Origin of the sequence: Aeromonas salmonicida, assembly GCF_028355655.1 — a bacterium.
In the GTDB taxonomy this organism is placed as follows: Bacteria; Pseudomonadota; Gammaproteobacteria; order Enterobacterales; family Aeromonadaceae; genus Aeromonas; species Aeromonas salmonicida.
Genome location: NZ_CP110645.1, coordinates 2,261,356 through 2,288,097 on the forward strand (window position 1 = coordinate 2,261,356; position 26,742 = coordinate 2,288,097).

A 26,742-nucleotide genomic window follows, 5' to 3' on the forward strand; every position below is an offset into this window, starting at 1 on the left:
GCTATTGGCAGCAATAGCAGGCAAAAAAAGAGGCACGCATGGCGTACCTCAGGAAACAGATTGATGGGCGCGCTGCTCCAGATGGGTAAGCAGCGTGATGGCGCCAATGATGATGGCAGCGCCGAGCCACAATCGGCCGGGCGGTGCCCAGCCAAACACCAGCCAGCCTGCCAGCACGTTCATGGGCAGCTTGGCAAAATCAAAGGGTTGCACGAACGAAGCCTCTGCCACGCTGTAGGCGCGGGCGATGGACATCTGGGCCAGTGCTGACAGTACCCCTGACACCGCCACCAGCAGCCACTGGGTTTCGCTCGGCCACTGCCATTCCGGCAGGGCCAGCATGGCGTTGAAGGGGGTGCTGAAGATGAGCAGGTAGACCACTATGGTGTGGGACGATTCGCTCGCCGCCTGATAGCGCACCAGCAGGGAGTAACCGGCCCAGAACAGGGCAGCTGCCACCGGCAGCAGGGAGGCCCAGCTGAAATCATCGGTCCAGGGGGCCAGGATCACCATGGCGCCGACAAAGCCCGCAAGGGTTGCCAGAATGCGTGCCCGGCTCACCTGCTCCTTGAGCAGCAGGGCCGACCCTAAAGTGGCAAACAGCGGGGAGGTCATCAGCAGGGCTATCCCCTGCCAGATGGGCACGGGCACCGCCAGCGCCCACAGCCAGAACTGGATGCCGATCACGGCCAAGGCGACTCGCAGCAGGTGCAGGCGCAATTGGTTGGTCATCAGAGATTGACGCAGGCCGTGGCGCACCAGCCATGGCAGCAGACACACCAGGGCGATCAGGTATTGATGAAAGGCAACCTGGGTCGAGGGGAGGCCGAGCTTGAAGCTGACATATTGGCTCAGACTGTTGACGGCGGCAAAGCAGAGGCCTGCCACCATCATCCAGACTGCACCGGCAAAAGGAGAGTGCCTGCGCGAGGGTGCCATGGGATCCGGGTCGCTGGAAAAAAGTGCGGCGGATCATAACGGCAATCGTTTGTTCTGCCAAGCATTGGGCGGTTGGCCATGGGGTCGTTGGCGATAGAATGAACTAAGGTCAAAATTTTTGAACAAGTTGAGCATCTATTTTCGCTATCCGCAGAGAAGCTCAATGTTTAGAGTGACCTCCATCGACAGCCAAGCTGTTCAACCGACAACCAAATGGAGTTTCACCATGGCCAATATCCTAGTACTCAAGTCCAGCATCCTGGGCCAATATTCCCAATCCAACGCCCTGATAGACGGCTTCCTGGCTGACCACCCGTCCGATACCGTCACGGTGCGTGATCTGGCGACTCTGAACCTGCCGGTGCTGGACGGTGAACTGGCCTCGGGTCTGCGCGGTGGTGACAACCTGAACGAACGTCAGCTGGCCGTCATGGCCCAATCAGATGAGCTGATTGCCGAACTCAAGGCGAGCGATCTGGTGGTGATTGCCGCCCCCATGTACAACTTCAGTATTCCGACCCAGCTGAAAAACTGGATTGACCTGATTGCCCGTGCCGGCGTGACCTTCCGTTACACCGAAACAGGTCCGGTCGGTCTGGTGGAAAACACCCGCGCCCTGGTGATCAGCCCCCGTGGCGGCATGCACGTCGGCAGCGCCACCGATCTGGTGACCCCCTACATGCGTACCGTGCTGGGTTTCATCGGCATCAAGGACGTGGACTTCATCTACGCCGAAGGCATGGGCATGGGTCCGGATGCGCAAGCCAAAGGTATTGAGCAGGCCAAAGGGCAGCTGGAAACCCTGGCGCTCTGATCAAGAGACTGGCCATGTCGTACCAAACAAAACAACGCAGCCCTTGGGCTGCGTTGTTTTTTCTGTGCAGGTATAACGGCAGTGGCCAGTCGGGGCGGGTCAATCCTGAATGAAGTGACGACAGCCGCTGCCCACCATCAGGCACACGGCAACCAGAGAGCCCAGCAACAAGGTGCTGAGCCACTGCTCGGCGCTGTCAGGCAGGCTGGGGGAAAACAAACTGATCATGAGAATGGCGCAGAGGGTGATCAGCGTGGTCTGTCGGGTCAGGATCATCATGGGTCGTCCTTGGCTGGCGTGTCACGGGTCAGAGGCTAACGGCCGTGTATGACAGCTTGATGTATCCATACATGTCGCTGAGTGTCATTCCACGGTGTCATCATCACCATATCAGCTTTTAGCGCCGGGGCCAGTGCCGTTGGCCGGGTTGTGATCCGGATCCCTATCTGAACTGTTTCTGATCCGGCAGGTAGTGGAAATCGCCGCTGGCGAGTCTGGCGACCAGGGCCTCCTGGTCGAGATCCTGCGCCTTGCAGAGATCGTCCAGATCATCAAAACGATCACGCAACTGCATATTGACCAGGCTCAGCAGCATGTTGACATCCATGGTGGCGAAATTGTTCAGGTTCATGACTTGTGCTCGCTATCCAGCAGGTGCAGTTGTTCGATGGCGTCGCTGACACTTTGCAGGTGTAGACGAATGGACTGACGCGCCTCGGCAGGCAGGTAATCGGTGAGGGTATGCTGCCAGCTGCCCGCTTCGGTCTTGAGCTGCTGGAACAAGGTGAGCCCGGCATGGGTGAGAGAGACCAGGCTGACCCGCTTGTCCTGTTCGCTGCTCTCGGTAAACAGTATCCCCTTCTCCACCAGTCGGTGGATTTCGCGGGAGATCCGCACCTTGTCCATCCCGCTCGCCTCCACCAGCTCTTTCTGGCTGATGGGGTAGTTGGGGCCGAGCACCATCATGAGGCGCCATTGGGGCACCGTCAGCTGATAACGCTGCTGGTAAAACTGCTCAAAGGTATCGCGCACCATCTCGGCGGCGTGAACCAGCTGATAGGGGGGGTAGTGCGCAAGCAGCTCTATGATCTTTGACATATGACATCCTGCTGTGACGGCTGCATCGAGTGCAGTTTCTCTTGATACTTTGACCTTGATGATACGTAACACAAGGGCGTTTGTCTGAACATGCACCAGAGAAATGTGCGGTTGCGCACGTCATACGCCGCAACCGGGTCTGTTCGAAGCTGATTTATACGACTGGCTGCTCAGCCTTTACGCAACCAGATCAAGGCGTTGTGCTTGAGCCAGGCCTCGCGGCTCTGCAGTGTGTAGAGCACTGCTTCATCGCGACTGCCCGCCTGCCAGCTCTGGGGCTCCTGTTTGGGCAGCTTGCGCTGGCCCAGCAGACAGGCCGGAATATGGGCATTGGCCTTGATGGCGGCGTCCAGCTGCGGCTGAGCCGCCTCGGGGCCGTCACAGACAAATGCCATCAAGGCCCTGTTGTAAAGCAGCCAGCTGGAAGCCTCGTCGAAGCGCACCAGCAAGGCGCGCAGGGCGGCCCAATCCCCTTGCAGCGCATAGAGACTGGAAAGAGGATAACGGCAGCCCAGCTCGTCGGCGATGCACAGGTCGAGCAGCGCCAGATATTCCTGGCGAGCCTGCTCCAGCTGGCCGATACGCAGCAGGCAATCGGCCCTGCCGGCCCTGGCGGCGAGCAGCGGGCGTGCCTCGTGGGCACTCCAGCCGTGGCCAGCCATCTGCTGCCAGAAAGCGGCATCGAACAGCGGCTCGGCATCGTCAATCACCTTGTCAAACCAGCCAAGACGAGCCAGGGGATCGCGGCAGGCATCGGCCAGTTCGAACCACTGCTGCCACTGTTCGGCCTGCTCGCTATCGAGGGCTGCCTGAGTGCCGGGCACAGCTTGATACTCATCCAGTTGCAGCAGCTGGTTGAGCGCCGCCTTCATGTTCTGGCGCTGGCGTTTGCAAAATTCCATAAAGGGCAGCTCACTGCCGGCGGCCGCGTGCAGCATCTGGGCCATGGGCTTGTCGCGAAACAGACTGAGTTCGGCAGCGAGGCTGAAACGGTACTGGGTGGTGGGATCGTTCAGATCCTTGGGCTTGGGCCAGCTGGCAAATCCCTGACTGAAGCCGTAGCACCACTGGCCGAGGGGGTGACTTTGCTCGAACACTTGCTCCGGGCCGTCGGTAGAGAGGCGGCACTGGCTTGGCAAGGCCAGCTGGGCCTCGTCGGCCTGAGCTTCCAGCTCGGCGATCAGATGGTGCAGCGCCTCTGCGCTCTTCTCATCCAGTTCGGCGTCATGTGGCAACAGACCGGCCAGCGGGGCCTGCCAGTCAGGGGCATCCGGCCCCACCAGACGGGCGCACAGAAAACCGTGCAGCGCCGGGTAGGTCATGTCCTGCCCACTGTGGGTCTGGATCCATTGATTGAGATGACGGGTACGAGTGGATGGATTCATCGACAGTTCCTCAGGATTTGAACAGCGGCGCAGTCTACCCAAAAGTGGGGGTATTTGCAGTAAAGCACCGGCCGAATGACGATTATATCGCCATAAACCGTGAAAACGGCCTCGAAAATCATGCGGGAGCAGGGCAAGGGGCTAGGCCCTGTTGCCGCTCTTGGGGTAACATGCGCGCCCATACGGGCAATGAAAAATTGACCATCCGGATAATGAAAGAAGAGATCAGCATGTTACAGATTGGCAAGATGAACACCCTCACCGTAATCGAGCTCGAAGACAGGGGCGCCTGGCTGGCGGCCGACGAATATGGCGAGCTGCTGCTGCCCAAGCGTCAGCTGCCTGAAGGGGTGGCTGAAGGTGACGGTGTGGAGGTCTTCCTCTATCTGGATGCCGACTGTGAGCCGGTGATCACCACCGACAAGCCGTTTGCCATGGTGGGCGACATAGTCGGTCTCAAGGTGGTCAATGCCAACAAGATCGGTGCCTTCCTCGACTGGGGCATGAAAAAAGATCTGTTTGTGCCGACCCGTGAGCAGAACAAGCCGATGCAGGTGGGCCACGTCTATCTGGTGCATCTGATGCTCGACAACGAAGGCCGCATGGTAGGCACCAGCCGGCTGGAGCGGTTCCTGCGCACCGATAACCCCCCCTTCAAGGCTGGTGACGAGGTAACAGCACTGCCGGGTGAGCACACGCCGCTTGGCATCAAGGCGATCGTCAACGGTGAATATTCCGGCATGCTGTTCAAGAACGAGGTATTTGGCCGGGTGATGACGGGTCGACCGCTGACCGCCTGGGTCAAGCAGGTACGTGACGACGGTAAGCTGGACTTGACCCTGCAAAAGCCGGGCATGGATCGGATGGACGATGCCAGTGGCCGGATCCTGACCCGGCTGATGAAGCAGGGTGGCAGTCTGGCTGTCGGTGACAAGAGCGAACCCGAGCTCATCTACAAGCTGTTCAACATGAGCAAGGGCACCTTCAAGAAGGCCATCGGCGGCCTCTACAAGCAGGGCAAAATCGTCATCGAAGACAACTGCATCACCCTGGTTGCCACAGATACCGACTCGGCAGTGGACAGCGAGTAAGTGCCGAGCCCCTGTATCGGCCACTGTCAGGCCAAGGACGGGCTCTGCCTCGGCTGTGGCCGTACCCTGACCGAGATTGGTCACTGGTCGGCCATGGAGAGCGACGCCCAGCTGGCCGTGATGGCAGAGCTGGATGGCTCGAAAAGCACCCATGCGTGCCCTGGCTGTGGCGAGCCGGCATTTTGCGCCGTGTCGGCCGGTGCAACGATCGCACAGTGCTGGTGCAGCCAGTTGCCTGCTCTGCCCATGAGCGATGCCAGCGCCTGCTGGTGTCGCCGCTGTCTGGCCAAGGCCATTGCAGCGCAGCCCTGAGCGGGGGCATACCAGAAAAGAGAAAGGCGCCGAGGGCGCCTTTTTTATGCCTGTTGCTGGCGATGCCAGCGCACATGGACATCGTGCTCGTTAAGAAAGCGGGGCAGCAGGAAGGTGGCGTAGATCACCTCAAACTCATCCTGATGGTCCAGCAAGCCAACCCACACCTCGACCCAGGACTCCATGTCGACCGGTACACCGAGTTCGGTTGACCAGTCTCCATTGGGCAGGGTCGCCTCGACGGCGCCACGCTGTTCGAACTCCAGTGTGATGTCGACGATTTGTTCGGGGGCCAGCATGTCTGCGGCCTGCTCAAGAAACTGATCATAGGCCCATTCGACCAGCTGATCCGGGGTACGTTGTTCCATGAAATCACTCCAGATACATCGAGGTTCGCTACTGTAGCAAGTATTGGCGGTGGCGGCCAGACCGGTGCGGATACCGATCCGCCACCTATCCAACGGCGTGGGTAGAAGGTATGGTTTAAGGGGGATCCACTGGAGGGGTGTCATGAAGCGACGAGTGCGGCGACAGCAGATCAAGCGACGACGGGAGGCCTGGTGGTGGCACTATCTGCCGCTGCACCAGAGCACTGTGGGCGGTCATCTGGGCCCGCCGGCAGAGACATTGCCTGATGACCCCGATCCCTGATAGGAGACTCTGATGCGCTCAGAGGCGATGTACGGCCATCGGGCATTAGTAGAAGTGGCTCTGTGCCCGATGCTCAATCGTCCTTGTATACCTTGTTGAGGGTAGCCTGGCCAAGTTGACCCATCTGGCGACGGATCCAGGCCGAGCGTTGCTGAACGTAGGGGGAGGGAGGCTGGACCCGGTAGCGCCAGGGATTGGGCAGGGCGGCAGCCAGCAGAGAAGCCTCGTAACGAGTCAAGCGGGCGGCCGATTTGCCAAAATAGTGCTTGGCGGCGGCCTCGGCGCCATAGATGCCGGGGCCGAACTCTACGATATTGAGATAGACCTCGAGGATGCGGGATTTGTCCCAGCCCAGCTCCATCAGCAGGGTAAACCAGGCCTCGATCCCCTTGCGCAGGAAGCTGCGATCGCTCCACATGAAGAGATTCTTGGCTGTCTGCTGGCTCAGCGTGCTGGCGCCACGTACCCGCTTGCTGCGCTGGTTGTGCTTGAGTGCCGAGCTGATGGCATCCATGTCAAAGCCGCTATGGTCGGCAAAGCGCTGATCCTCTGCGGCGATCACCGCCAGTTGCAGTTCCCGCGAAATACGATCTATGGGCACCCAGTCATGCTTGACCACGGCTATCTTGGCGGGCGGAAACAGGGCCCGTTCGATGCGCCAGGTCCACATGGGGGGATCGATGAAGCGCAGCAGCACCACCGAGACGATGGAGCCGAGCAGGACTGCCACCAGCAGCTTGCCGAGCCAGCTCAGCATGAGCCGTCCCAGAGCCGGACGTGCCGGCTCGGGGGCATAATAGCGGGGACGCAGATCATCGGGATCCGGAATTATTGGGGCAACCATTCGATGTGGCAGAACTTCTCGTCAACACGGCGGGAGAGCAGCATGCGGGCAAACAGGTGCTCATATTCTTGTTCGGCATTACCAAGCCCGATCCAGATCTCGGCATACTCGGTATCGCTTACGGCAAATCCCACGTCCGCTTCCCAGTCATCGGCCGGATCGGTTTCCGCCAGCAGGCCGCGACTGTTGAACTCCCGGTTGAAGACGGCAATCTCCTGCTCCGGCAAGTTGTCGGAGGCCAGCTCCATGAAAAGTTCGAGTGCGGTGTCGAGCAGTTCCTCGACGCTGTGCATTTCATCGTTCAAAGACATAGATCGTCCGTTCCAGATAATAAAAATGAGACGCCCCGTCGGCAAAGCCGAACAGTGGCGCGCGGTATTCTAGCTGGCCCCCTCTTCCTTGGCGAGATCAGGCGTGTGGCCCGCCCTGTTTGCGGCAATAAAAAACCGGACCCTGGTACAGGATCCGGTCTTCATTGGGGGAAGGGGTCACGCATGTGGCGTCAGCTCATCCCTTTTTGTCATCGGCGAAGGTGATGTTGAGCTCCAGCACAGACAGCTCATCACTCTTCTTGTCCAGCTGGACCGTGATCTTGTCAGGGTCGATCTGCACATACTTGCGGATCACATCCAGCAGGTCCTGCTTGAGCTGGGGCAGGTAATCCGGCCCCCCTCTGGATGAACGCTCGTGCGCGACTATGATCTGCAACCGCTCTTTGGCCAGTTGTGCGGTGTTTTGTTTCTTGTTGGAACGAAAATAATCCAATAATGACATGTTTAACTCCCGAACAGTCGGCTAAAGAAGCCCTTCTTTTCTTCTTCCAGAAAACGAAAATCCTTGGTGTCGCCCAACAGGCGGGCAACGGCATCCTCATAGGCCTGACCGGCATCGGACTCCTTGTCCAGAATGACCGGCTCCCCCGAGTTGGAGGCGCGCAGCACAGCCTGGGACTCCGGGATCACCCCGAGCAGCTTGATGGCCAGGATATCCTGTACATCCTGTACGCTCAGCATGTCGCCACGGTTGACGCGGGTCGGGCAGTAGCGGGTGAGCAGCAGGTGTTCCTTGATTGGGTCTTCGCCGCGCTCGGCACGACGGGACTTGGAGGCCAGAATGCCAAGGATGCGATCCGAGTCACGCACGGAAGAGACTTCCGGGTTGGTGGTGACGATGGCCTCGTCGGCGAAGTAGAGCGCCATCAGGGCACCTGCTTCGATCCCGGCTGGCGAGTCGCAGACGATGTAATCAAACTTCATTTCCGCCAGCTGATCCAGGATCTTCTCGACCCCTTCATGGGTCAGGGCGTCCTTGTCCCGGGTCTGGGACGCGGGCAGGATGAACAGATTTTCGCAGCGTTTGTCCTTGATGAGGGCCTGATTGAGGTTGGCCTCACCGTTGATCACATTGACGAAGTCATACACCACGCGCCGCTCGCAGCCCATGATGAGATCCAGATTTCTCAGACCGATGTCAAAATCGATGACCACAGTCTTGTGGCCACGCTGAGCCAAACCTGTACTCAGGGCCGCGCTGGTTGTGGTCTTGCCAACGCCACCTTTACCCGATGTAACGACTATGATTCGCGCCATTCTCGCTTCCTTGTAACTCTATTTGATATGGTCTATTCGGAGTTGTTCGTTATCCAGCCGGACATGCACCGGCTGTTGTATCAGGCCTGCCGGCAGTGCATCGCTCAGTTGGAACGTGCCTGCGATGGATAGCAGCTCGGCCTGCAATTGCTGGCAATAAATCCGTGCCTGGGTGTTGCCCTTGGCACCGGCAATGGCCCTGCCACGCAGGGCGCCATAAATATGTATGCTGTCGTCGGCGATAACTTCGGCCCCCTGGCTCACCGAGCCCAGTATCACCAGCGAGGTGCCGGCGGCGTAGAGCTGTTGGCCGGAACGCACGGGGCCCACGTGCACCTTGCTCGGCACCAGAGGCGCCGGCGCGGCCTTCACCTCGGCCACCGGAGACGGGGTAGGTTCCGGCAGTGGCAGCGGCTCGACCTTGCGGCTCTTGCCAGAGGCCATTACCGCCAGGCCCGCGGCCTTGGCTGCCGTCTTCATCGCCTCATCCCTGGCGCCCGTGATCCCGACCAGCACGAAGTCCTCTGATTCGACCAGCCCTTTGAGCTGGTCAAAGTCGGGGATATCCGCGAGTCGTTCCACATTGATGACGAGGGGGGCACAATTAAAAAACTGAGGCGCCTGGGCGACTTTTGCCGCCAGTAACTGACGGATCCGCTCAGGCTTGCCATCGCTGATATGCAACACAGAAATAGTGAAGGTAGTCCCTTTCAATTCGTTATCGCGCTCAACCATGATCTTCCCCGAGACAGAGACGGTAATCCGTTATTGTTATTCAATTCCTGATGTTATAGTTTGCCACCATCAGAGGCAATAAACCTGTCGGATTATATCAACTTCCATGTTATGTGCAGTCTATAAAAGTCGTAAAAAAGCCGAGACCTATCTTTTTGTTGAAAGAAGAGAGGATTTCTCCCGCGTACCCGAGGTGCTGATGAGTACATTTGGTCGTCCCGAGCTGGTATTGATGACCAAGCTGGATCCAGCCAAGCCCCTGGGGATCGCCTCGACCAGCCGGGTCATGGAGGCGCTCGGTAGTCAGGGCTTCTACCTGCAGGTGCCACCGCCGCCCGAGAATCTGCTGGAACAGCACAAGGCACAATTAAAGGTCAGCCGCTGATGAAGGGTCAGCTGGCACTGTTATTACTGGGGGGACTGTTAAGTACTCCGTTGCAGGCCAGCCCCGATTTTGAGCGTTACGTGATTGGCCTCAAACAGGAAGCACTGGCGGCCGGTATCAAGGCCGAGACAGTGGCGGCTGCGTTTGCCGATATTCGGGTCATCGAGCCTGCCATCAAGCACGATAAAAACCAGCCGGAATTTAAAGTGACGCTGGACACTTATATTCCCCGTGCGGTCCCGCAGTGGAAAGTCAATCAGGCCAGGGCCCTATATCGTCAGCATTTGCCGCTGCTCACAAAAATAGGGGCAGAATATGGCGTACAACCGCGCTTTATTGTCGCCTTGTGGGGCGTCGAAACCAATTTCGGTAAATTGACCGGTAAATTCCCGCTCATTTCTTCGCTGGCCACGCTGGCCTGGGATGGTCGACGTGAGGCATTTTTCAAAGGGCAGCTGTTTGATGCCCTGCATATCATAGAGCAGGGACATGTGACCCCTGCGGCCTTCAAGGGCTCCTGGGCCGGTGCCATGGGGCAGGTGCAGTTCATGCCATCTTCCTTCCTCAAATACGCAGTCGATCAGGATGGTGACGGCAAGAAGGATTTGTGGGGCAATCTCGCGGATGTGTTTGGTTCGGCAGCCAATTATCTGCATCAGAATGGCTGGCACGGGGATGAAACCTGGGGCCGTCAGGTCAAGGTGCCCAAGACGCTGGATCCTGCCTTGCTCGAGCTGGAACAGTCCAGGCCGTTATCGGCGTGGCAGGCACTGGGTGTGAGGCAGCTCGATGGCACAGCCTTGCCCCGCGCCGAGATGCATGCCTCCCTGGTTCGCCCTGACGATGGGGAAGGGCGCGCCTATCTGGCTTATCCCAACTATCTGGTACTGCGTCACTGGAATCGCTCCCACTATTTCGTGGTGGCTGTGGGAACCTTGGCCGATCGCATCGTGGAGTAGCTGACTCAGGTCTTGGCACTTCCTCTGATTGGGCATTTCATAGGATGAACAAGGGATGCTATTGCAGAGTGAATAAATCGCAGCGGTAATCCAGATGGCGGGCGTCTCCAAATAGCAGGCAACAAAAAGGCGGGAATTCCCGCCTTTTTGTGTTTTTGGCAAACACTGCTTATTCGCAGGCAACCTGCATCACCTTGATGGCCAGGCCACCACGGGAGGTTTCACGGTACTTGGAGTCCATGTCCTTGCCGGTGATGTACATGGTCTCGATGACCTTGTCCAATGACACGCGCGGCTTGGAGGTGCGACGCAGGGCCATGCGGGAGGCGTTGACCGCCTTCATGGCGGCGATGGCGTTGCGTTCGATGCAGGGGACCTGCACCTGACCGGCCACAGGATCACAGGTCAGACCCAGGTTGTGCTCCATGCCGATCTCGGCGGCTTCACACACCTGTTCCGGGCTGCCACCCATCAGTTCGGTCAGACCGGCGGCGGCCATGGAGCAGGAGACCCCCACTTCACCCTGGCAGCCCACTTCGGCGCCGGAGATGGAGGCGTTCATCTTGTAGAGCATGCCGACGGCGGCGGAGGCCAGATAGAAGCGGGTGTATTCGTCACGGCCGACCGGCTGGATGAACTTGTCGTAGTAGGCCAGCACGGCCGGTATGATGCCCGCGGCGCCGTTGGTCGGCGCGGTCACCACGCGGCCACCGGCAGCGTTCTCTTCACTCACCGCCAAGGCAAACATGTTGACCCAGTCGACGATGCTCATCGGATCGTTGGAGAGATGTTCATTGGTGGTCAGCTGACGGTAGAGCGGGGCGGCACGACGGGGCACGCGCAGCGGGCCGGCCAGGATCCCTTCGGTACGGCAGCCGCGTTCGATCCCCTCCCGCATGGTGGTCCAGATCTTGCCAAGTTTCTTGTAGATCTCTTCCGGGGTGTTGAAGCACTTCTCGTTTTCCAGCATCAGGGCGGAGATGGAGAGACCGGTCTGGCTGCAGTGGGCGAGCAGCTCTGCCGCACTCTTGAACGGATAGCTCACCGACATGTCGCCGCTGTCGGCCTTGCCGAAGTTCTCTTCGTCGACGATGAAACCGCCACCGATGGAGTAATAGGTCTTGCTGTAGATAGCCTCATCTTCGATGAAGGCGGTCAGCTTCATGCCGTTTTCGTGCAGCGGCAGCGCCTCGTCATGGAACACCATGGCGCCCTGCGGGAAGCTGACGGTGTGGCAGTGCAGGCCGATCGGCAGGCGGCCGGTCTGCTCGACACGGGAGATGAATTCGGGGATGCCGTCGATGTCGACGTTCTCGGGCAGGTTGCCCGCCAGACCCATGATGATAGCGGTATCGGTGTGATGACCTTTGCCGGTCCAGGAGAGCGAGCCATAGACATCGACCTGGATCCGGGTGATGTCACGGATCTTGCCGCCAGCACGCAGTTCATCCACGAACTGTTTGGCAGCTTTCATCGGGCCGACAGTGTGGGAAGAGGAGGGGCCAACACCGATTTTGAAGATATCAAAAACGCTGATCATGTAACAATTACCTCAGGATAGAAGGGGGCGCCATGCCCACTCGCAGAAACGGGATGATCCATGGGACGAGGGCGTCGTCGCCGAGGTCAATGAACCAGATAACCCTAGTGTAACGATTCAAAGCCTAAAAAAAGTTGAAATAGATCTATTTTTGTTGAATCAGAGGCGCGAGTATAAAATTTATTTTGATGCTTATCCATTTTGTTAAGCACTTGGCAAACGTTTTGCAAAAAAATACCCGGCCAGGCCGGGTATTGCGGGAAAAAGTGGAGTCAATTGGCTGTTTTTAACATTCTGTAATGTTAACAGCCAGGCCGCCGCGGGCTGTCTCCTTGTACTTGGTCTTCATGTCGTTGCCGGTTTCCCACATGGTTTTGATCACCTTGTCCAGCGACACCTTGTGTTCACCTGTGCCACGCAGGGCGAGGCGGGCGGCATTGATGGCCTTGACTGCGCCCATGGCGTTGCGTTCTATGCAGGGCACCTGCACCAGCCCTCCCACCGGATCGCAGGTGAGACCCAGGTTGTGTTCCATGCCGATCTCTGCGGCGTTTTCGACGATGGCGGGGCTGCCGCCCAGGATCTCGGTCAGGGCACCGGCGGCCATGGAGCAGGCGACGCCCACTTCTCCCTGACAGCCCACTTCGGCTCCCGACAGCGAGGCGTTTTTCTTATATAGAATGCCGATGGCGGCGGCGGTGAGGAAGTAGCTCAGCAGCAGCTCGTCATCCACCTTGCGCACAAAGCGATCGTAGTAGTGCAACACGGCGGGAATGATGCCGGCGGCGCCGTTGGTAGGGGCTGTGACCACACGGCCACCGGCGGCGTTCTCCTCGTTGACGGCCAGCGCAAACAAGTCCACCCACTCGATCACCATCAGGGGATCCTTGTTGAAGTTGGTCTCGCAGTTGAGCTGGCGATGGAGGGCCGGGGCCCGGCGCTTCACTTTGAGGCCGCCCGGCAACACTCCTTCGCTGCGACAGCCGCGTTCGACACAGGCCTGCATCGCCTGCCAGATCTTGCGCAGACCGGCTTTGATTTCCTCTTCGCTCCGAAATACCTTCTCGTTGGCCAGCATCAGACCCGAGATGGAGAGACCGCTCTCCTGGCAATGGGCCAGCAGCTGGGCGCCGCTCTCGAACGGGTAGGGGACGGGGTGGGCTGCATCGAAGCGGGCCGCCTCTTCCTTGGCGTTGGCAAAATGGCTCTCCTCTATGATGAAGCCACCGCCGATGGAGTAGTAGGTCTGCTCAAGCAGCAGAGCCTTGCCTGCAAATGCGCGCAGCGTCATGCCGTTGGAGTGAGCGGCCAGGGTTTTGCGGCGATTGAAGATGATGGCACCGACCCGGGCGAACTGGCATGGCTGCTCACCCGCCAGCAGCAAGGACTGGCTGCGATCCACTTCGCTCAGGAAGGCGGGAATGGCTTCGATATCCACCGATTCCGGTTCAAAGCCAGCCAACCCCAGAATGATGGCCTTGCCTGTGCCGTGACCCTTGCCGGTCTGGCCGAGAGATCCGTAGCACTCTACTTCCACCCGTTCTGTGCCGGGCAGCAGACCCTGCTGCTTGAGCGCGTTAACAAAGGCGTAAGAGGCCCGCATCGGCCCCACCGTATGGGAAGAAGAAGGGCCGATCCCGATGGAAAACAGGTCGAAGACACTGATCATGACACCACTCCGATTATGGGTTTCGTCTAAACATTGTAAATTTTTTGTAGTCGATGGAAAGCGGGGAAGCTGAGGCGTGTGATGGCGGCATACAAATGAGTGGCTGGCAGCGGGCAAAGAAGGTTGGAATGAGCGCACTGACATCAAAGAGAAGGAGCGAGACCCGGGCCCGCTCCTTTGCACTGTTCAGTCACTCATCTGCATTCGGTCACTCAGTCGAGGAATTCGCACAGATAGGCGGTGGGCGTTTTCACTTCCAGCTTGAAAGAGGAGTGGCCGGCCACCTCGAAGGATTGGCCCTGACTGTAGGTGTGCCATTCGTCCTCATCGGCCAGCTGTATGGTGAGAGCACCCTTGACCACAGTCATCCGCTCGGGGGCGGCGGTATTGAACTGGTAGTCACCGGCTTCCATCACACCAACCGTCGCTTTGTCACCTTTTTGCTCGAAACCGATGGATTTTACATTTCCGTCAAAATATTCGTTAACTTTCAGCATGTTTTCATCCCTGTATGCACGTTTGCTCAGCAAAAATAGCACAATGTTTTGCCAGTTGTCATGAATAAAGCTGGAAAAATCGTCATGTTCCTTTTGAATCTTCACTTTGTCGCAAAGTTATCAATAAGTTCCGTTAACGATTTGTCGATTTAAAACAGCAGATAAATATGAGATAAAACGCGCGCTCAGGGGAATGAACAGGTGTTTTTCCCCTGTCTGGTTAATTGCACTGGGAAAGTGTGAATTTTTGCTAATTAAAGGAACATTCTGTGTTAACAAAAGGACTCATTAAGAACATTGGCTTCCAGGTTGTGGTTGCCATGGTGCTGGGCGCACTGGTGGGGGCGTTCATGGGTGAACAAGCCAGCATCTTTGCACCGCTCGGTACCCTCTTTATCCAGCTGATCAAGATGCTGGTGATCCCGCTGGTGGCCGTTGCCATCCTGTCGGGGGCGGCCAATCTGGGCGCGAGCCCGGCTGCGGGCAAGATAGGCGTCACCACTCTGCTCTTCTTCCTCGGTACATCGGCACTGGCCGTGCTGCTGGCGCTGGTGATGGGACAAATCTTCAAACCGGGTGTCGGCGTTGAATTTGGCTCCATGGCCTCCATGTTCACCGGTGACTACGCCGACAAAGGCGCCCTGCCTGATGCGGTATCTACCCTGCTTGGCATGATCCCGACCAACGTCTTCCAGTCATTGAACGAAGCCAACATACTGCAGATCCTGGTGTTCTGCATGTTCCTTGGCATCGCGTTGGCCAAGCAGCCACGCGAGCGAGCCAAACCGCTGGTTGACGGGCTCAACACCCTGGTGGACGCCTTCGTCTGGATGATCAACAAGGTGATGCTGATTGCACCGCTCGGTGTGTTCGGCCTGATGGCCGAGGCCATAGGGACTTACGGCTTTGACGTGCTGACTCTGGTGCTCAAGTTGTTCGTGGTCTATGTGGCTGCCATCCTGATCTTCGGATTCGTGGTCTACCCGCTGCTCATCGTGCTGTTCTCCAACACACCGGTACGCAAGTACTTCTCCGCCATGAAGAAGCCGCAGATCGTGGCCTTCTCCACCGCCTCTTCCATGGCGACTCTGCCGGTCAACATGGAAACGTGCGAGCACGATCTGAAGGTGACCAACGCCACGGCTTCCTTTGTGCTGCCGCTCGGTGCCACCATCAATATGAGTGGCAATGCCATCTATTACGGTCTGGTCGCCATCTTCTTCGCTCAGGTTTACAACATAGATCTCTCCATGGGTGCCTGGGCTGCCATCATAGTGACGTCTACCCTGGGGGCGATTGGTCAGGCCGGTGTGCCTGGTCCGAGCTTCCTGGTGGTGGCTGTGTTGCTGGCTGCCGGTATCCCCATCGAGGGGCTGCCGTTGTTGTTCGCACTGGATCGTCTGTTCGACATGATCCGTACCGCGCTGAATATCACAGGGGATGCGGCCTGCGCCGTCATCGTCGACCGTTACAGCCCGGATTACGATCCGGATCGCTGGTCAAAATAACAGGTACACAAACGAGTCAATGACAAAGGGGCCTGCCGGCCCCTTTCTTTATGGTGTCTCACCCGTGTTTCGCTGCAACTGGGCCAGCGCCTGCTGACAACGCTGCTCGGCGGCGTCGAGCTCCAGCAACACCATCTTGATGTCTTCCAGCTGCTGTTGCAGTGTTTCCCGCTTGTCGGCCACCAGTCCCAGCATGGTTTGCAGCTGGGTACGGCTGCTCTTGTCTGCATCATAGAGATCGAACAGATCCCGGATATCCGCCAGGCTGAAGCCCAGACGCTTGCCGCGCAGGGTCAGTTTGAGGCGAACTCTGTCCTGCTTGCTGTAAATCCGTGTCTGTCCCTGGCGGGCAGGATTCAAAAGTCCCTGATCTTCATAAAAACGAATACTTCGGGTCGTAACATCAAATTCACGGGCCAGTTCACTGATGCTGTAGGTCCGTGAGTCATCCTTGGTTCGGTTCATGGCGCTATCTTGACTGTCATTTTGTTGTCAATGCAGGCTGGCACCTTACCCAAACGTCAACTGCCCCGCAAGTCTTGTTCCAGCAGCGGGAGCAGCATATGTTATGTCCATGTAACAAGGAGAGTGCAATTGATGGATATTGTGATTGTTGCGGCCAAGCGTACCCCCATGGGGGCCTTCCAGGGAGCCTTGGCTAACCTGACTGCCCCCGAGCTCGGCGCTTGCGCCATTGCTGCCGCCATGGCACAAGCCGGGCTCAAGGGGGAGCAGATCGATGAAGCCTACATGGGCAATGTGCTCAGTGCCGGGGTGGGGCAAGCGCCCGCCCGTCAGGCTGTGTTGAAGGCGGGTTTGCCGGAGAGTGTGCCATGCACCACTGTCAACAAGGTGTGTGGTTCCGGCATGAAGGCGGTGATGCTGGCGGCAGACAGCTTGCGTCTGGGTGACACCGACATAGTGATCGCCGGTGGCATGGAGAGCATGAGCCGGGCGCCTTACCTGCTCGACAAGGCGCGCAGCGGTTTTCGCATGGGGCATCAGAGCGTGCTGGATCACATGTTCCTCGACGGCTTGCAAGATGCTTACGAAGGCCAGTTGATGGGGCATTATGCCCAGTTGAGTGCGGATCGCGCCGGTCTGGCCCGCTCCGACATGGACGCTTTTGCCATCGCTTCCCTGACGCGTGCGCTGGCTGCCCAGCAGAGCGGTGCTTTCAAGGCCGAGCTGGCCCAGGTTACTGTCGGTGACACCCTGCTGCTCGCCGAGGATGAGCAGCCAGCCAAGGCCAGGCCCGACAAGATCTCTCATCTGAAACCGGCATTCAGCAAGCAGGGCACCATAACGGCTGCCAATGCCAGCTCCATCTCGGACGGAGCGGCGGCGCTCATCCTGATGCGAGCCGAGACGGCGGCGCAGCTGGGCCTGCCTGTGCTGGCCCATCTGGTGGGTTATCAAAGTCATGCTGCTGCGCCTGCCGAGTTTACCAATGCGCCCATCGGCGCCATCAATGCCTTGCTATCCAAGATCGACTGGCGGGCGGAAGAGGTCGATCTATTCGAAATCAATGAGGCGTTTGCCATGGTCAGCATGCTGACCATGGCGGGTTGCAACCTGCCTCATGACAAGGTGAACGTGAACGGCGGGGCCTGCGCACTGGGGCATCCACTGGGGGCGAGTGGTGCCCGTATTCTGGTTACGCTCATTCATGCGCTGCATGCGCGCAGTCTGAAACGGGGTGTGGCAAGCCTGTGTATCGGTGGAGGGGAGGCGACTGCCGTCGCCATCGAGTTGAGCTAATCTGTTTCCGCCATGGCCTGGAATTGCTGATTGACCCAGGCGGTGGCGGCCAGATAGAGCTGGCTGACCTTCTCTTCATTGAGCCCGAGTCGGGCTGTTCTGGCGGTAATGCGCTGCCAGTTCGCACTCTCATAATCTTCACAAAACGAGAGATAGAAACCCAGGTTGCCCTTGCGTTCCAGCAGGGCGACCCGGATCTCCTCGATCAGGGGGATAGTGCCGAGCAGCCTGTCCATCGGCTGCTCCATCAAGACATCCAGCAAAGAGAACAGACCCGTGATAAAGGCTTGCTGCGCCTCCTGGGTGGGGGCATGGGTGTGCGCCAGCAGCTCGCAAAAGCGGGCCCGGATCATGGACATCTGATAGAGCTCGGCACTCTTGCCATGGCCCGCGCTGGTGGCTGCGACCAGGGTCACGAAGCGCTTGAGCTGGGTGTGACCCAGATAAACGGCCGCCTGGCGAAACGAGGAGATGGGGTTGGCGTGGCTCTTCAGGTGATTGACGTAACGCAACAGCTTGAGGGATAGCGAGATATCCTGACTCAGCAGCTGTTCGATACGATTGAGATCCGGCTCCTCCTGGTTGACTACATTGAGCAGTTGCATCACCACCACCTGGGCGGGCTGCATTGTGGTCTGCCTCACCATCTCGGGCCGGCTGAAGAAGAACCCCTGGAACAGATCGATACCGAGCCGCTTCACCCGTTCAAACTCCGCCTTGTCTTCGACTTTCTCCGCCAGATAAGTGAGCTTGAGATGCTGGTGTTGCTGGATGAACACCTTGATCCGCAAAAGCGAGGTGGCGCGCAGATCGAACTTGATGATGTGAATATAGGGCAGGAAGCGCTCCCATTCGTCCGACATGGTGAAGTCGTCCAGCGCCAGCTGATAACCAAGCTCATGCAACTGCTGCACTTTGACCAGCAAGGCATCGTCAGGATCTGCATCTTCCAGGATTTCGATGACGACCTTCTCTTGTGGCAGACATTCCGCCAGCCCTTCCAGCAGCAGGGAGTGGGGAAAGTTGATAAAGCAGGGGCGCCCGCCAAGCAACTGATCGATGTTCTGTTGCAAAAACTGCTCGACCACCAGTCTGGCCGTGGCCTGCTGGGAGGAAATCACCGGAAACACATTATCCAGACTGTCGCGAAACAGCAGCTCATAGGCATAGGTGTTCAACTCCCGATCCAGGATGGGCTGCCTTGCTACGTATGAATACATGCATCTCTCCAGCGTGAGTACTGGATTGATTTTATTGTGAAGATGAGCACTATGCCAGCGCTGCGGGACCGGAAACAGTCAATAACTGGCATAGTGCTTGAATGGGAGGGTACCGGGGTTGGAAGAGCCGGTTAGAAGAGATAGTTCAGCTGCAAGCCAGCCAGCCAGGCATCCCCTTCCGAGGTGCCCTGGAAGGTAGAGGTGGTTTGCGGGATCCCTGGCTTGAGCTCCATGGTCTCGGACACATCCACTTTCTTGCCGTCGATCAGCGTCAGGCCCAGATCCAGCGAGAGGTTGCGATCAAACTGATAGCCCACACCGGCGCTGTACCAGACCCGGTCCGAGTCAGGGATGGAGATGGTGCGGCGATCGGCCGGGACCGGGCTGCGATCATAGGCAATACCTGAGCGCAGTTGCCATTGTGGTGCCAGCTGATAGGTCAGGCCCAGCGCATAGCGCCAGCTGTCTTCCCAGTGCTCATCCTTGATGTGCATGATGCCGTGATTGTCGAGCTCGGATTCGAGCTGCACGAATTTGCTCCAGTTGGTCCAGTTGATGCTTGAGTGCAGCGCCAGGGTCGGGGTCAACTGATGGAACAGAGCCAGCTCGGCCGTGGCGGGCAGGGGCAGATCCAGGCTGCCGGTGTCGGTAAACGCCTGACCATTTTGCTCGATGCCGATGGCATCGCCGGAGAGTGTCAGGGTCACATCATGCCGGTAGGAGAGACCCAGGCGAGTTGTTTCTGACAGCTCCAGCAAAGTGCCAAGGTGCCAGCCCATGGCCCAGCCATCCCCTTTCAGGTGTTTGGCTATCTTGTTGTTGGAAGGGAAGGTGCCACCCACTTCTCCCTCACCCTGAATGGCGGAAAGGCCGCCGCCGACAGACCACATCTGATTGATGCGATAGGCCAGCGAAGCACTCAAATCCAGGGTCTTGATGTCCGAGATATTGCCGAAGTGACCGGCATTGTAGTTATCCGGCATCTCGACGCCGAGGCCGTAGTAGGAGGTGGCTGCCAGCCCCAGTCGCCACTGCTCATTGAGCGGGACTATCAGATAAGCGTTCGGGACCCAGGCATCGCCAGCAATATCGTGGGCTGCTGCATCCAGATTAACCGGTCCCATGGTGGTAGGCACCCGGGTGGTCCCCTCTATGTTGACGTCGGGGCGGACATAGATGAAACCACCAGAGAAAGCCACTGTATTGAAACGGGTCATGGCGGCCGCATTGCGGGAGAGCACGCTGGCGTTGTCAGCGATGGCTGCCTCGCCTGCGAAGGCGCGGCCCATGCCGGTAGCGGATTGTTCGGCCAGCTGGAAACCTGCTCCCTGGGCCTGGCTTGACAGTACCAGCAGGGCGACAAGAGATGGCTTCATAAAGGAGTGCATTGCGTTGTCCTTGAAAATGAACGCTGGGTTCAATCGGTCTTATGGTCGGGTGCAGGATTTTATATGGTATGACCAGTAAGGCAACGGGCTCAGCCCTGTGGGGTGTAAAACAAGATTAAATGCTGAGAAGTAGGGGGCTAATGGCTTGATAAAAAAGGAAATGTGAACAGGTGTTTGCTACAGCTGTACGCTGAAAACAGGATGTTGAATAAAAAAAGAGCGCCCGTAGGCGCTCTTTTGGTTCTGCAGATAATCAGAATTTCATGTTGAACTGAGCGGAGGCCAGCAAAGCAGTACCGCTAGAGGTACCCTTCCAGCGTACCGGATCGGAGTGGCTGGTAAGGCCTTCGTTCACGTCCACTTTCTTGCCATCCAGATAGGCCATGCCGAAATCGACACTCATGTCCTTGTCGATGTTGTAGGTGGCACCAGCGCTATACCAGACGCGGTCGGAGTCCGGAATGCTTAGGCTGCGATATTCAGCCTCGATTGCGGTCTTGTCATAGGCGAAACCGATGCGGGCTTCCCAGGACGGATTGATGTACCAGGTTCCGCCCAGAGCGTAACGGGTGGAGTCCTTGAACTTCTCGTCTTTTTGCAGACAGACGCCGCCGGCGCAGGAGTTGCTGGTGGCCTTGAGCTCCTGGAAGGCGCTCCAGTCAGTCCAGTTGACGGAGTAGTGCACGGCGAACTGCGGATTCAGACGGTGGTAACCGGCGAACTCGGCCTGGGCCGGCAGATCCAGTTTCAGATTGCCATCAACAGTGTTGTAGCCTGAGCTCAAACCCTTGAAGTCACCGTCAAAGCTCAAATCCACCTGGGAGCGATAGGTCAGAGCGAAACGATGATCCTCGTTTACCTCGTACATGGTGCCGACGTTCCAACCAAAGCCCCAAGTGTCGCCTTTCAGGTGCGCTATGGCGGTGTCGCTGTTATGGACTATACCTGTCTTGGCGGTCAGGGCCGGGGCGAGGGCACCGGCATAACGGTTTAGCTCGGCCTTGGCGTAGACAGCGTTGATGCCGGCACCGACGCTGAAGTTTGAGTTGATGCGATAGGCGATATTCGGGTTAATGTTGAAGGTCAGCAGCTCGGTATCACCGGCACCTGCACCGGCAGCGAAGTTCTTGGAGTACTCGGTCGCCAGACCGTAGTTGGAGAACATGCCGATACCCCAGGCCCACTGATCGTTCAGTGGCTGGATAAAGTAGGTAGCAGGGACGAAGGCATCCGGTGCGATATCAGACTGGCTGGCGCTGGCCATTTTAGCGGGGCCTGCATAGATATCACCTTCAACATCCACATCCGGCTTGATGTAAGTACCGGAAACGGAGAGTGCCATCTTGTCAAAACGGGTCATGGCTGCCGGGTTGCGTGACAACACGGAGGCGTTGTCGGCAATGGCGGCTTCCCCTGCATACGCACGACCCAGACCGGAGGCCGAGTGTTCGTTCAGCTGGAACGCGGCAGCGAAGGTTTGGGTACTGGCCAGGGTAACGGCGGCCGCGATCAGGCTTTTTTTGAAAAAGGCAGTTGTCATAGTGTTCTCTCTTGTAGGCAGATTTTCTGTCAGCATCGGGGCTTTTTTGCCACCGTATACGACAAGATCTGTTGTTATTTCAGCTTCTTCCCATTCAATTCTGGCGTGATTCTATGGATCTGGTAGGAGGTAAGAAATCAGACCAGTGACAGCAGAATACATAAAAGTGTCTATTGTGTTAATCATTTGTTTTAACTTGGCGTTTAAACAGTCTCTTTTGCCAGTTATTGAGTGAAAATTGAACGTTGATGCTGATCTGCATCACAAAAATAATTTTGGCTATTTGTGGTGATTGGGCGCTAATGGGTGAGGATTGTGGCGTTAAAGGAGAAGAACGAGCAGACAACCGGATTGTCTGCTCGTGTGACGGACGCTACGCAGCCCGAATCAGGATCGCGTTAAATCCGGTTAAATCGACCAGTGCAAACGGGACTCCAGTTCCTGCGCCACCGGGTTCAGTGACTCCTGCATATCCCCGATCAACACCATGTTGGCTCCCTTGAGCGGCACTATCTCTCCCTTGAGCTGGCCGTCATCGAAGTTAGGCTCAAGGGTCAGTGGCACATGCTTGGGTACCAGAAACAGGGTGACAGGCCCCATCTTGCCCTGGATCACCATGTGCAGCGCCGGCCCCTGATAGAAAGCACAGTGATTGACATAGGTTACTTTCATGCCGTCCATGCCCATCAGGGTGGCGCCATATTTCTCCATCTTGGCGTTGATGGTACGCAGGCTCACCTTCTCATCCACATCCTTGATGAAGGGCTCCTCCCCATAGACGTGAGCCATGGCGACTTGACCGAGGGAAAGCTCTCCCGGTGTTGTCAGTGGCCAGTTTAACCAGCGGGTACTCATGCCAAGCAGGAAGGCGACCGACGCTGCCATAGCCAGCATACGCCAGCTGGTGCGTGGGCGAGATGGCAGCGGGACAACCCTTTCTGGCTCTGCCTCCAGCGCTTGCCTGAGCAAAATACGCTCGGCCAACCCTGCCGGAACCTCGACCTTCATGGCCTGATGCAGGTGACGATCCAGCTGTTTCATCTCGTCCATGTGCTTGCGATTGGCAGGGGAAGCCTGCGCCGCTTCGAGAAACTCGGGAGTCTTTTCCAGTGGATGGGTGATGGCCCGACGGCGAAATTCCAGCTCATCCATGGGTATGTCCTCTTTGTTGTGTCTTTGACTCCATGGCCTCTTTGATCTGGTTGCGGGCCCGAAACAGGCGAGTCATGACGGTATTTTTGTTCAATCCCAGCTGCGTCGCTATCTCGTCGCCGCTGAATCCCCCCAGCACCTGCAGCAGCAAGGGTTCCTGATATTCGGCGGGCAGACGGGCGATATGGCGTCTAAGCCATTCGTGCTCCATCTCCTGCTCGCTGTGCAAGGTATCCGGATCGCTCTGGGGATGTTCGTCGAGATCGATGAGATCAAATTGCCTGCGCTCGAAACGACGGGCGTTCTCCCGCCGCAATATAGTGATGAGCCAAGCCTTGGCGGCTTTGTCATCGACCAGAGTATCAATGGCCTTCCAGGCGCGCAGGAAGGTCTCTTGCACCAGATCTTCCGCCACCTGGGGATCACGGCACAGCCAGTAGGCGTAGCGGTAGATGTCCCCGTGCAGGGCATGCACCAGAGCCTCGTATTTGGTTTGTTTGTCTGCCATGCCTTCATAGACCGGAGCAGCCGTTGGATCCTTTCCGACCGTGGCACCTTTTTTTCTGAAAAAACCTAACGCCATCGCTGGGCTTCCTTTTAAATGGGGGATCCTGAGGGATCAGCGGCCTCGTCGTGCCAGCTGCCTGAGGCCATAGGCTATCGCAAATGTCTCGTACGCGCACAGCGGGCCGGCGAGCCCTTGCCAACAAGCCAGGTTGTCAAGTGATATCCCATGGGCGGTGAAACAGGCCCGTTCCAGCGCGGCAAGTCTGGCTGCCAGGTGGGGATCCTGGCGACAGGGCAGGGTGGTGAGGTGGGCATGGCGCCGGTGCCAGCGCAGACCGGCCCACTTTAGCAGAGCCTGTCTGGCATGGTTTGCATCTGCGCGCTGCAGCGTTTGTTGCAAGCGGTAGAAGGCGTGCCAACGTCGCCACCCTTGCCAGAGTGCGCGCAGCAGCAGGGCCCAGATAACCCAGTAGAGGCTCTCATCACTGGGGCCAACAGGTCCGCGTTCTGCGGGCGTGATCGCATCCATGTGCACCGATATGGCAGGTAGACGAGCATGTTCGATGCGCCCGTTTTGGGTGTTGAACCAGGGCACTTCTATGGCTGGCAGCAGATAGTCGCCAGGCTCGGTGGCAGTGAGGGCCTGACGCCACTGGCGCTCGAAACGCAGCGCCCCTTTGGCCAGAAAGCGCTCCTGTTGTTGCTCTCCGTCCGGCCTTGCCTGCATGCCAGCAGGCATATTCGCAGAGATCCCCGCCACTTGGGACAAGGCTCGCGTGCCATCACCCCCTTCCATTATCAGCGTCAGCGTGCGGATCACCGGCTCGCCGGCCCTGGCGCCCGAAGCGGGACTCAACTGCTGGTTCAGGGTCAGCTGGCTTGCCACGGGTTGCACCGGCGCCTTGTCAATCTTCACAAACAAGGTTGCGGCTCTGGCCGAGAGGGGGTCGCTGGTGCCGTTATCCTGCGGCAAACGGCCCTGAAAACGCGGCGAGGCCAGTGGGTGAAGTCCGGGGGCTCTGGCTTGCAACAGCCAGCTGCGGGTCAGCCGACCCGGCAATCCCGGTCCTGCCGGGGCTTGCCATTGATCATCCCCGAGTCGACGTATGGTAAAAGCGTCACTGTCGGGTTCGGTGAGATTGGGGGCCTCCATGTTGGCTGGCAGCCAGAGGCTGAGCTCATAGATGAAGGGCTGACCGGGATAGAGGGGCCCCTGATGCAGCACCCTGGCCTGCAACTCGATGGGAGAGAGAGCCGCCTGGCTGGGTGCGGGTACAAGAGTCCCGGTCTGGTTGCGTTGTGGCAACGGCACCTCAGAGGTCTGTTCCGATCCCAGTGACAGTGCAGGAACAATATGGGGACCGGCATCCAGGGTGTGCAGCGGGATCTGCCAGCGGGTCAGGCTGTGGACCGGCGTTGTGACCCGGCTGATGGTCACCTTGCCCACCGCGAACTGGCGCAGCAGGGGGGTGATGATGAGCTCGTTGCTCTGACGCTCTCCGTCCGCTTCTATGATAAGCAACCAGTCGCGGCTGTCCGCACCCGGCAGCAGCTCGGCCCGTGGCGGCGCTGCCAGCACTGGGTGTGCAAACAGCCAGAGCAGCAGCCAGCAAGGGAGCAAGAGGCGAAGAAGAGGTGCGCTTTTTACCAAGGCTCTTCTCCTTTGTACTCCTGGCCCCATTCTGTCTTGAGCAACTGACGGCGCTGCGCCTCTTTGCGCAGCCGCTGCTCCAGCAGCAACACTGGTGGCGAGGGGGGGGGCTGGCTGTCCGGCGAGGCAGCTTGCTCGGGAGCGTCTATGGGGTCGGGATCCTGCGGCTGTGGGGTCGCTTGCGGTGGCTGAGCTCGCAGCAGAGCAAGGTTGTAGCGTGCATCCTCGTGATTGGGCTCCTTCGCCAACGCAGCCAGATAGGCTTGCTCGGCAGCGACAAGGTTACCGAGTTGCACCAGTGCGTTGCCCCGGTTGTAGTGGGCTGTGGCGCTGGTTGCTTTCGCATAGGAAGCGGCGGCCTGGGCATAATCGCCGGCTCTGTACCAGGCATTACCACGCCAGAGCGGATCCTTGAAGTCGCGTGCCGCAGCCAGATAGCGTCCCTGTTGATAGGCTTGCCAGGCCTGGCTCTCCTGCACGGATAAAGAGGTGGTGGGAGCTGCCTGCAAGGGCTGTGGGTTGAGGATCCCGAATCCGGTCCCCAGCAACAGCAGCCAGAGTGTGCCGACGCGGGCCAGCAGAGCCAATGGCAGCAGGGGCAGCAACAACCAGAGGCCGAGATCCTGCGACTGATTGGCCGTCAATGTCTGGGTCATGGGGAGCGGTGCAAAGCGTGGAAGTCCCGCCTGCAACCACTGCAACTGGCCACCCAGCTCGCGTGCAAGCTGTTGCATGATCGTCACATCGGGGGCTGGCAGCTCGCGGCCGAGCGCTGCACCAAAGCCCTGCACTTCGCCGGAGACGGGGGGCAACCGGCTGGCCTTGCCGCCGCTGGCGAGCAATATATCCAGGCGTGGCGCTGCACCTTCATGGCAAAACAGCTCGCCCTGGCAGGGCCAGAGTGCGCGGATCCGGTCAGCCTGTCTTGCCGAGAGGCCGTCGCTGATCAGCAGCAGTCGTGCACGCTGGCCTGGAGCTATCTGGCTGAGGGCCAGCGCCACGGCGCGCTCGGGGGCACTCCCCTGTTTGGGCATGATGGCCGGACGCAGGTCGGGCAACAGCAGCGCTATGGCCTGATGATCCCGGGTGGCAGGCATGGCGAGGTAGGCATCACCGGCAAACAGAATAAGGGCGACGGGGCGTCCCTCTTTGTTCGGGAGGGCCTCGGCCAGCATATCTTGCAGCAGCAGGCGCACCCGGGTTGCCCGGTCCGGCAGCAGATCGGTGGCCAGCATGGAGCGGGAGAGATCCAGCAACCAGATGTCGAGGGCGGGGGATGCAATGGACTGGCTCTGCTGGCGCAGGGCGGGGCCACTCAAAGCCAGTATGACGGGCATACAGGCCAGCCAGAGCCAGGGACGGGTGCGGTGGCGTCCCGGCAGCAGGTAGGCCTGCATGGCGGGAGCAAGCAGAGGGGCCTGTTTGCGACGACGCCAGCCCTGCCACAACCAGGGCAACAGGGCCAGCAGCCAGAGCGGGCGTAGCAGTATCAGCTCCATGATAGCCA

General features: G+C 58.6%; 30 protein-coding genes. 8 read left to right on the forward strand and 22 right to left on the reverse strand.

Annotation, left to right across the window (positions count from 1 at the left end):
* Window positions 1–48: 48 nt before the first annotated feature.
* Entirely contained in the window at window positions 49–939 is an 891-nt protein-coding gene (locus tag ONZ54_RS10810) for a DMT family transporter (RefSeq protein WP_011898747.1), read from the reverse strand.
* A 226-nt stretch (window positions 940–1,165) separates the two neighbouring features.
* Here ONZ54_RS10810 and ONZ54_RS10815 point away from each other — a divergent pair, with 226 nt between their 5' ends.
* Window positions 1,166–1,753: an FMN-dependent NADH-azoreductase gene (locus tag ONZ54_RS10815; RefSeq protein WP_264305445.1), complete on the forward strand. Its 588-nt coding sequence runs from the start codon at window positions 1,166–1,168 to the stop codon at window positions 1,751–1,753.
* 99 nt (window positions 1,754–1,852) lie between these two features.
* Here ONZ54_RS10815 and ONZ54_RS10820 read toward each other — a convergent pair whose 3' ends face one another.
* The 4 genes from ONZ54_RS10820 to ONZ54_RS10835 all read right to left on the reverse strand — a co-directional run bounded on the left by ONZ54_RS10820 (window position 1,853) and on the right by ONZ54_RS10835 (window position 4,236).
* A complete protein-coding gene (locus ONZ54_RS10820; RefSeq protein ID WP_005311246.1) occupies window positions 1,853–2,032 on the reverse strand; it encodes a hypothetical protein in 180 nt (59 codons plus the stop codon).
* A gap of 163 nt (window positions 2,033–2,195) precedes the next feature.
* On the reverse strand, window positions 2,196–2,384 hold the full coding sequence (locus tag ONZ54_RS10825; protein WP_058393964.1) for a DUF4250 domain-containing protein: 189 nt from the start codon (window positions 2,382–2,384) through the stop codon (window positions 2,196–2,198).
* Entirely contained in the window at window positions 2,381–2,851 is a 471-nt protein-coding gene (locus tag ONZ54_RS10830; RefSeq protein ID WP_005311250.1) for a MarR family winged helix-turn-helix transcriptional regulator, read from the reverse strand. Before ONZ54_RS10830 ends, ONZ54_RS10825 begins: the two co-directional genes overlap by 4 nt.
* Before the next feature lie 170 nt (window positions 2,852–3,021).
* On the reverse strand, window positions 3,022–4,236 hold the full coding sequence (locus ONZ54_RS10835) for a UPF0149 family protein (protein ID WP_271788133.1): 1,215 nt from the start codon (window positions 4,234–4,236) through the stop codon (window positions 3,022–3,024).
* 212 nt (window positions 4,237–4,448) lie between these two features.
* On the opposite strand from ONZ54_RS10835, the gene ONZ54_RS10840 reads away from it, so the two are divergent.
* Window positions 4,449–5,327 (forward strand): CvfB family protein, encoded by an 879-nt coding sequence (locus tag ONZ54_RS10840; RefSeq protein WP_271788134.1) that lies wholly within the window; start codon window positions 4,449–4,451, stop codon window positions 5,325–5,327.
* Entirely contained in the window at window positions 5,328–5,639 is a 312-nt protein-coding gene (locus ONZ54_RS10845) for a DUF1289 domain-containing protein (protein WP_111587797.1), read from the forward strand.
* Between the two features lie 44 nt (window positions 5,640–5,683).
* Here the strand turns inward: ONZ54_RS10845 and ONZ54_RS10850 are convergent, their stop codons facing one another.
* Window positions 5,684–6,007 carry an HI1450 family dsDNA-mimic protein gene (locus tag ONZ54_RS10850; RefSeq protein WP_005311259.1) on the reverse strand — a complete coding sequence of 108 codons (324 nt, stop codon included), beginning with the start codon at window positions 6,005–6,007 and terminating at the stop codon, window positions 5,684–5,686.
* A 142-nt stretch (window positions 6,008–6,149) separates the two neighbouring features.
* Here ONZ54_RS10850 and ONZ54_RS10855 point away from each other — a divergent pair, with 142 nt between their 5' ends.
* On the forward strand, window positions 6,150–6,290 hold the full coding sequence (locus tag ONZ54_RS10855) for a hypothetical protein (protein WP_271788135.1): 141 nt from the start codon (window positions 6,150–6,152) through the stop codon (window positions 6,288–6,290).
* A gap of 73 nt (window positions 6,291–6,363) precedes the next feature.
* Here the strand turns inward: ONZ54_RS10855 and mtgA are convergent, their stop codons facing one another.
* The 5 genes from mtgA to minC form a co-directional block, all read right to left on the reverse strand.
* The gene (gene mtgA / locus ONZ54_RS10860; protein ID WP_271788136.1) at window positions 6,364–7,134 is read right to left on the reverse strand and encodes a monofunctional biosynthetic peptidoglycan transglycosylase; all 771 of its coding nucleotides are present in this window, start codon (window positions 7,132–7,134) and stop codon (window positions 6,364–6,366) included.
* The gene (locus ONZ54_RS10865; protein ID WP_005311263.1) at window positions 7,119–7,445 is read right to left on the reverse strand and encodes an HI1450 family dsDNA-mimic protein; all 327 of its coding nucleotides are present in this window, start codon (window positions 7,443–7,445) and stop codon (window positions 7,119–7,121) included. The genes mtgA and ONZ54_RS10865 overlap by 16 nt, the downstream gene beginning before the upstream one ends.
* 196 nt (window positions 7,446–7,641) lie before the next feature.
* A complete protein-coding gene (gene minE / locus ONZ54_RS10870; RefSeq protein ID WP_005311265.1) occupies window positions 7,642–7,908 on the reverse strand; it encodes a cell division topological specificity factor MinE in 267 nt (88 codons plus the stop codon).
* A 2-nt stretch (window positions 7,909–7,910) separates the two neighbouring features.
* Window positions 7,911–8,723 (reverse strand): septum site-determining protein MinD, encoded by an 813-nt coding sequence (gene minD, locus ONZ54_RS10875; protein ID WP_005311266.1) that lies wholly within the window; start codon window positions 8,721–8,723, stop codon window positions 7,911–7,913.
* Between the two features lie 18 nt (window positions 8,724–8,741).
* On the reverse strand, window positions 8,742–9,458 hold the full coding sequence (gene minC / locus ONZ54_RS10880) for a septum site-determining protein MinC (protein WP_005311268.1): 717 nt from the start codon (window positions 9,456–9,458) through the stop codon (window positions 8,742–8,744).
* 106 nt (window positions 9,459–9,564) lie between these two features.
* Between minC and ONZ54_RS10885 the strand changes: the two genes are divergently transcribed.
* A complete protein-coding gene (locus ONZ54_RS10885; RefSeq protein ID WP_059167725.1) occupies window positions 9,565–9,843 on the forward strand; it encodes a YcgL domain-containing protein in 279 nt (92 codons plus the stop codon).
* On the forward strand, window positions 9,843–10,802 hold the full coding sequence (locus ONZ54_RS10890) for a lytic murein transglycosylase (RefSeq protein ID WP_271788137.1): 960 nt from the start codon (window positions 9,843–9,845) through the stop codon (window positions 10,800–10,802). Before ONZ54_RS10885 ends, ONZ54_RS10890 begins: the two co-directional genes overlap by 1 nt.
* A 169-nt stretch (window positions 10,803–10,971) precedes the next feature.
* On the opposite strand, the gene ONZ54_RS10895 is transcribed toward ONZ54_RS10890, so the two are convergent.
* The 3 genes from ONZ54_RS10895 to ppnP all read right to left on the reverse strand — a co-directional run bounded on the left by ONZ54_RS10895 (window position 10,972) and on the right by ppnP (window position 14,508).
* A complete protein-coding gene (locus tag ONZ54_RS10895; RefSeq protein WP_005311275.1) occupies window positions 10,972–12,342 on the reverse strand; it encodes an L-serine ammonia-lyase in 1,371 nt (456 codons plus the stop codon).
* Between the two features lie 286 nt (window positions 12,343–12,628).
* Window positions 12,629–14,011 (reverse strand): L-serine ammonia-lyase, encoded by a 1,383-nt coding sequence (locus ONZ54_RS10900; RefSeq protein WP_059167727.1) that lies wholly within the window; start codon window positions 14,009–14,011, stop codon window positions 12,629–12,631.
* A 212-nt stretch (window positions 14,012–14,223) separates the two neighbouring features.
* Window positions 14,224–14,508 (reverse strand): pyrimidine/purine nucleoside phosphorylase, encoded by a 285-nt coding sequence (gene ppnP, locus ONZ54_RS10905; RefSeq protein WP_005311279.1) that lies wholly within the window; start codon window positions 14,506–14,508, stop codon window positions 14,224–14,226.
* Between the two features lie 269 nt (window positions 14,509–14,777).
* Here ppnP and ONZ54_RS10910 point away from each other — a divergent pair, with 269 nt between their 5' ends.
* The gene (locus ONZ54_RS10910) at window positions 14,778–16,016 is read left to right on the forward strand and encodes a dicarboxylate/amino acid:cation symporter (RefSeq protein WP_271788138.1); all 1,239 of its coding nucleotides are present in this window, start codon (window positions 14,778–14,780) and stop codon (window positions 16,014–16,016) included.
* 48 nt (window positions 16,017–16,064) lie between these two features.
* Here ONZ54_RS10910 and ONZ54_RS10915 read toward each other — a convergent pair whose 3' ends face one another.
* Entirely contained in the window at window positions 16,065–16,481 is a 417-nt protein-coding gene (locus ONZ54_RS10915) for a MerR family transcriptional regulator (protein ID WP_005311283.1), read from the reverse strand.
* Window positions 16,482–16,613: 132 nt separating this feature from the next.
* On the opposite strand from ONZ54_RS10915, the gene ONZ54_RS10920 reads away from it, so the two are divergent.
* Window positions 16,614–17,777, forward strand: a complete 1,164-nt coding sequence (locus ONZ54_RS10920) for an acetyl-CoA C-acyltransferase (protein ID WP_271788139.1) — start codon at window positions 16,614–16,616, stop codon at window positions 17,775–17,777.
* Here the strand turns inward: ONZ54_RS10920 and ONZ54_RS10925 are convergent.
* The 7 genes from ONZ54_RS10925 to ONZ54_RS10955 all read right to left on the reverse strand — a co-directional run bounded on the left by ONZ54_RS10925 (window position 17,774) and on the right by ONZ54_RS10955 (window position 26,734).
* Window positions 17,774–18,997, reverse strand: a complete 1,224-nt coding sequence (locus ONZ54_RS10925; protein ID WP_271788140.1) for an EAL and HDOD domain-containing protein — start codon at window positions 18,995–18,997, stop codon at window positions 17,774–17,776. The two genes, ONZ54_RS10920 and ONZ54_RS10925, sit on opposite strands and share 4 nt — an antisense overlap.
* Window positions 18,998–19,128: 131 nt before the next feature.
* Entirely contained in the window at window positions 19,129–20,385 is a 1,257-nt protein-coding gene (locus ONZ54_RS10930; RefSeq protein ID WP_271788141.1) for an outer membrane protein transport protein, read from the reverse strand.
* Window positions 20,386–20,638: 253 nt separating this feature from the next.
* Window positions 20,639–21,925, reverse strand: coding sequence for an outer membrane protein transport protein (locus ONZ54_RS10935; protein ID WP_087755651.1), 1,287 nt, complete (start codon window positions 21,923–21,925; stop codon window positions 20,639–20,641).
* A gap of 408 nt (window positions 21,926–22,333) precedes the next feature.
* Window positions 22,334–23,077, reverse strand: a complete 744-nt coding sequence (locus ONZ54_RS10940) for a DUF3379 domain-containing protein (RefSeq protein WP_271788142.1) — start codon at window positions 23,075–23,077, stop codon at window positions 22,334–22,336.
* Window positions 23,070–23,660, reverse strand: a complete 591-nt coding sequence (locus ONZ54_RS10945) for a sigma-70 family RNA polymerase sigma factor (RefSeq protein ID WP_271788143.1) — start codon at window positions 23,658–23,660, stop codon at window positions 23,070–23,072. Before ONZ54_RS10945 ends, ONZ54_RS10940 begins: the two co-directional genes overlap by 8 nt.
* A 36-nt stretch (window positions 23,661–23,696) precedes the next feature.
* A complete protein-coding gene (locus ONZ54_RS10950; RefSeq protein WP_416995685.1) occupies window positions 23,697–25,235 on the reverse strand; it encodes a hypothetical protein in 1,539 nt (512 codons plus the stop codon).
* Complete coding sequence (locus ONZ54_RS10955; protein ID WP_271788144.1) at window positions 25,229–26,734, reverse strand: VWA domain-containing protein; 1,506 nt, start codon at window positions 26,732–26,734, stop codon at window positions 25,229–25,231. The genes ONZ54_RS10950 and ONZ54_RS10955 overlap by 7 nt, the downstream gene beginning before the upstream one ends.
* Window positions 26,735–26,742: the final 8 nt, after the last annotated feature.

Excerpts from the sequence above, each read along its gene's own strand:
- ONZ54_RS10810 (WP_011898747.1), bottom strand. The coding sequence starts at position 939 with ATGGCACCCTCGCGCAGGCACTCTCCTTTTGCCGGTGCAGTCTGGATG.
- ONZ54_RS10815 (WP_264305445.1), top strand. The coding sequence starts at position 1,166 with ATGGCCAATATCCTAGTACTCAAGTCCAGCATCCTGGGCCAATATTCC.
- ONZ54_RS10820 (WP_005311246.1), bottom strand. The coding sequence starts at position 2,032 with ATGATGATCCTGACCCGACAGACCACGCTGATCACCCTCTGCGCCATT.
- ONZ54_RS10825 (WP_058393964.1), bottom strand. The coding sequence starts at position 2,384 with ATGAACCTGAACAATTTCGCCACCATGGATGTCAACATGCTGCTGAGC.
- ONZ54_RS10830 (WP_005311250.1), bottom strand. The coding sequence starts at position 2,851 with ATGTCAAAGATCATAGAGCTGCTTGCGCACTACCCCCCCTATCAGCTG.
- ONZ54_RS10835 (WP_271788133.1), bottom strand. The coding sequence starts at position 4,236 with ATGAATCCATCCACTCGTACCCGTCATCTCAATCAATGGATCCAGACC.
- ONZ54_RS10840 (WP_271788134.1), top strand. The coding sequence starts at position 4,449 with ATGAAAGAAGAGATCAGCATGTTACAGATTGGCAAGATGAACACCCTC.
- ONZ54_RS10850 (WP_005311259.1), bottom strand. The coding sequence starts at position 6,007 with ATGGAACAACGTACCCCGGATCAGCTGGTCGAATGGGCCTATGATCAG.
- ONZ54_RS10855 (WP_271788135.1), top strand. The coding sequence starts at position 6,150 with ATGAAGCGACGAGTGCGGCGACAGCAGATCAAGCGACGACGGGAGGCC.
- mtgA (WP_271788136.1), bottom strand. The coding sequence starts at position 7,134 with ATGGTTGCCCCAATAATTCCGGATCCCGATGATCTGCGTCCCCGCTAT.
- ONZ54_RS10865 (WP_005311263.1), bottom strand. The coding sequence starts at position 7,445 with ATGTCTTTGAACGATGAAATGCACAGCGTCGAGGAACTGCTCGACACC.
- minE (WP_005311265.1), bottom strand. The coding sequence starts at position 7,908 with ATGTCATTATTGGATTATTTTCGTTCCAACAAGAAACAAAACACCGCA.
- minD (WP_005311266.1), bottom strand. The coding sequence starts at position 8,723 with ATGGCGCGAATCATAGTCGTTACATCGGGTAAAGGTGGCGTTGGCAAG.
- minC (WP_005311268.1), bottom strand. The coding sequence starts at position 9,458 with ATGGTTGAGCGCGATAACGAATTGAAAGGGACTACCTTCACTATTTCT.
- ONZ54_RS10885 (WP_059167725.1), top strand. The coding sequence starts at position 9,565 with ATGTTATGTGCAGTCTATAAAAGTCGTAAAAAAGCCGAGACCTATCTT.
- ONZ54_RS10890 (WP_271788137.1), top strand. The coding sequence starts at position 9,843 with ATGAAGGGTCAGCTGGCACTGTTATTACTGGGGGGACTGTTAAGTACT.
- ONZ54_RS10895 (WP_005311275.1), bottom strand. The coding sequence starts at position 12,342 with ATGATCAGCGTTTTTGATATCTTCAAAATCGGTGTTGGCCCCTCCTCT.
- ONZ54_RS10900 (WP_059167727.1), bottom strand. The coding sequence starts at position 14,011 with ATGATCAGTGTCTTCGACCTGTTTTCCATCGGGATCGGCCCTTCTTCT.
- ppnP (WP_005311279.1), bottom strand. The coding sequence starts at position 14,508 with ATGCTGAAAGTTAACGAATATTTTGACGGAAATGTAAAATCCATCGGT.
- ONZ54_RS10915 (WP_005311283.1), bottom strand. The coding sequence starts at position 16,481 with ATGAACCGAACCAAGGATGACTCACGGACCTACAGCATCAGTGAACTG.
- ONZ54_RS10920 (WP_271788139.1), top strand. The coding sequence starts at position 16,614 with ATGGATATTGTGATTGTTGCGGCCAAGCGTACCCCCATGGGGGCCTTC.
- ONZ54_RS10925 (WP_271788140.1), bottom strand. The coding sequence starts at position 18,997 with ATGTATTCATACGTAGCAAGGCAGCCCATCCTGGATCGGGAGTTGAAC.
- ONZ54_RS10930 (WP_271788141.1), bottom strand. The coding sequence starts at position 20,385 with ATGCACTCCTTTATGAAGCCATCTCTTGTCGCCCTGCTGGTACTGTCA.
- ONZ54_RS10935 (WP_087755651.1), bottom strand. The coding sequence starts at position 21,925 with ATGACAACTGCCTTTTTCAAAAAAAGCCTGATCGCGGCCGCCGTTACC.
- ONZ54_RS10940 (WP_271788142.1), bottom strand. The coding sequence starts at position 23,077 with ATGGATGAGCTGGAATTTCGCCGTCGGGCCATCACCCATCCACTGGAA.
- ONZ54_RS10945 (WP_271788143.1), bottom strand. The coding sequence starts at position 23,660 with ATGGCGTTAGGTTTTTTCAGAAAAAAAGGTGCCACGGTCGGAAAGGAT.
- ONZ54_RS10955 (WP_271788144.1), bottom strand. The coding sequence starts at position 26,734 with ATGGAGCTGATACTGCTACGCCCGCTCTGGCTGCTGGCCCTGTTGCCC.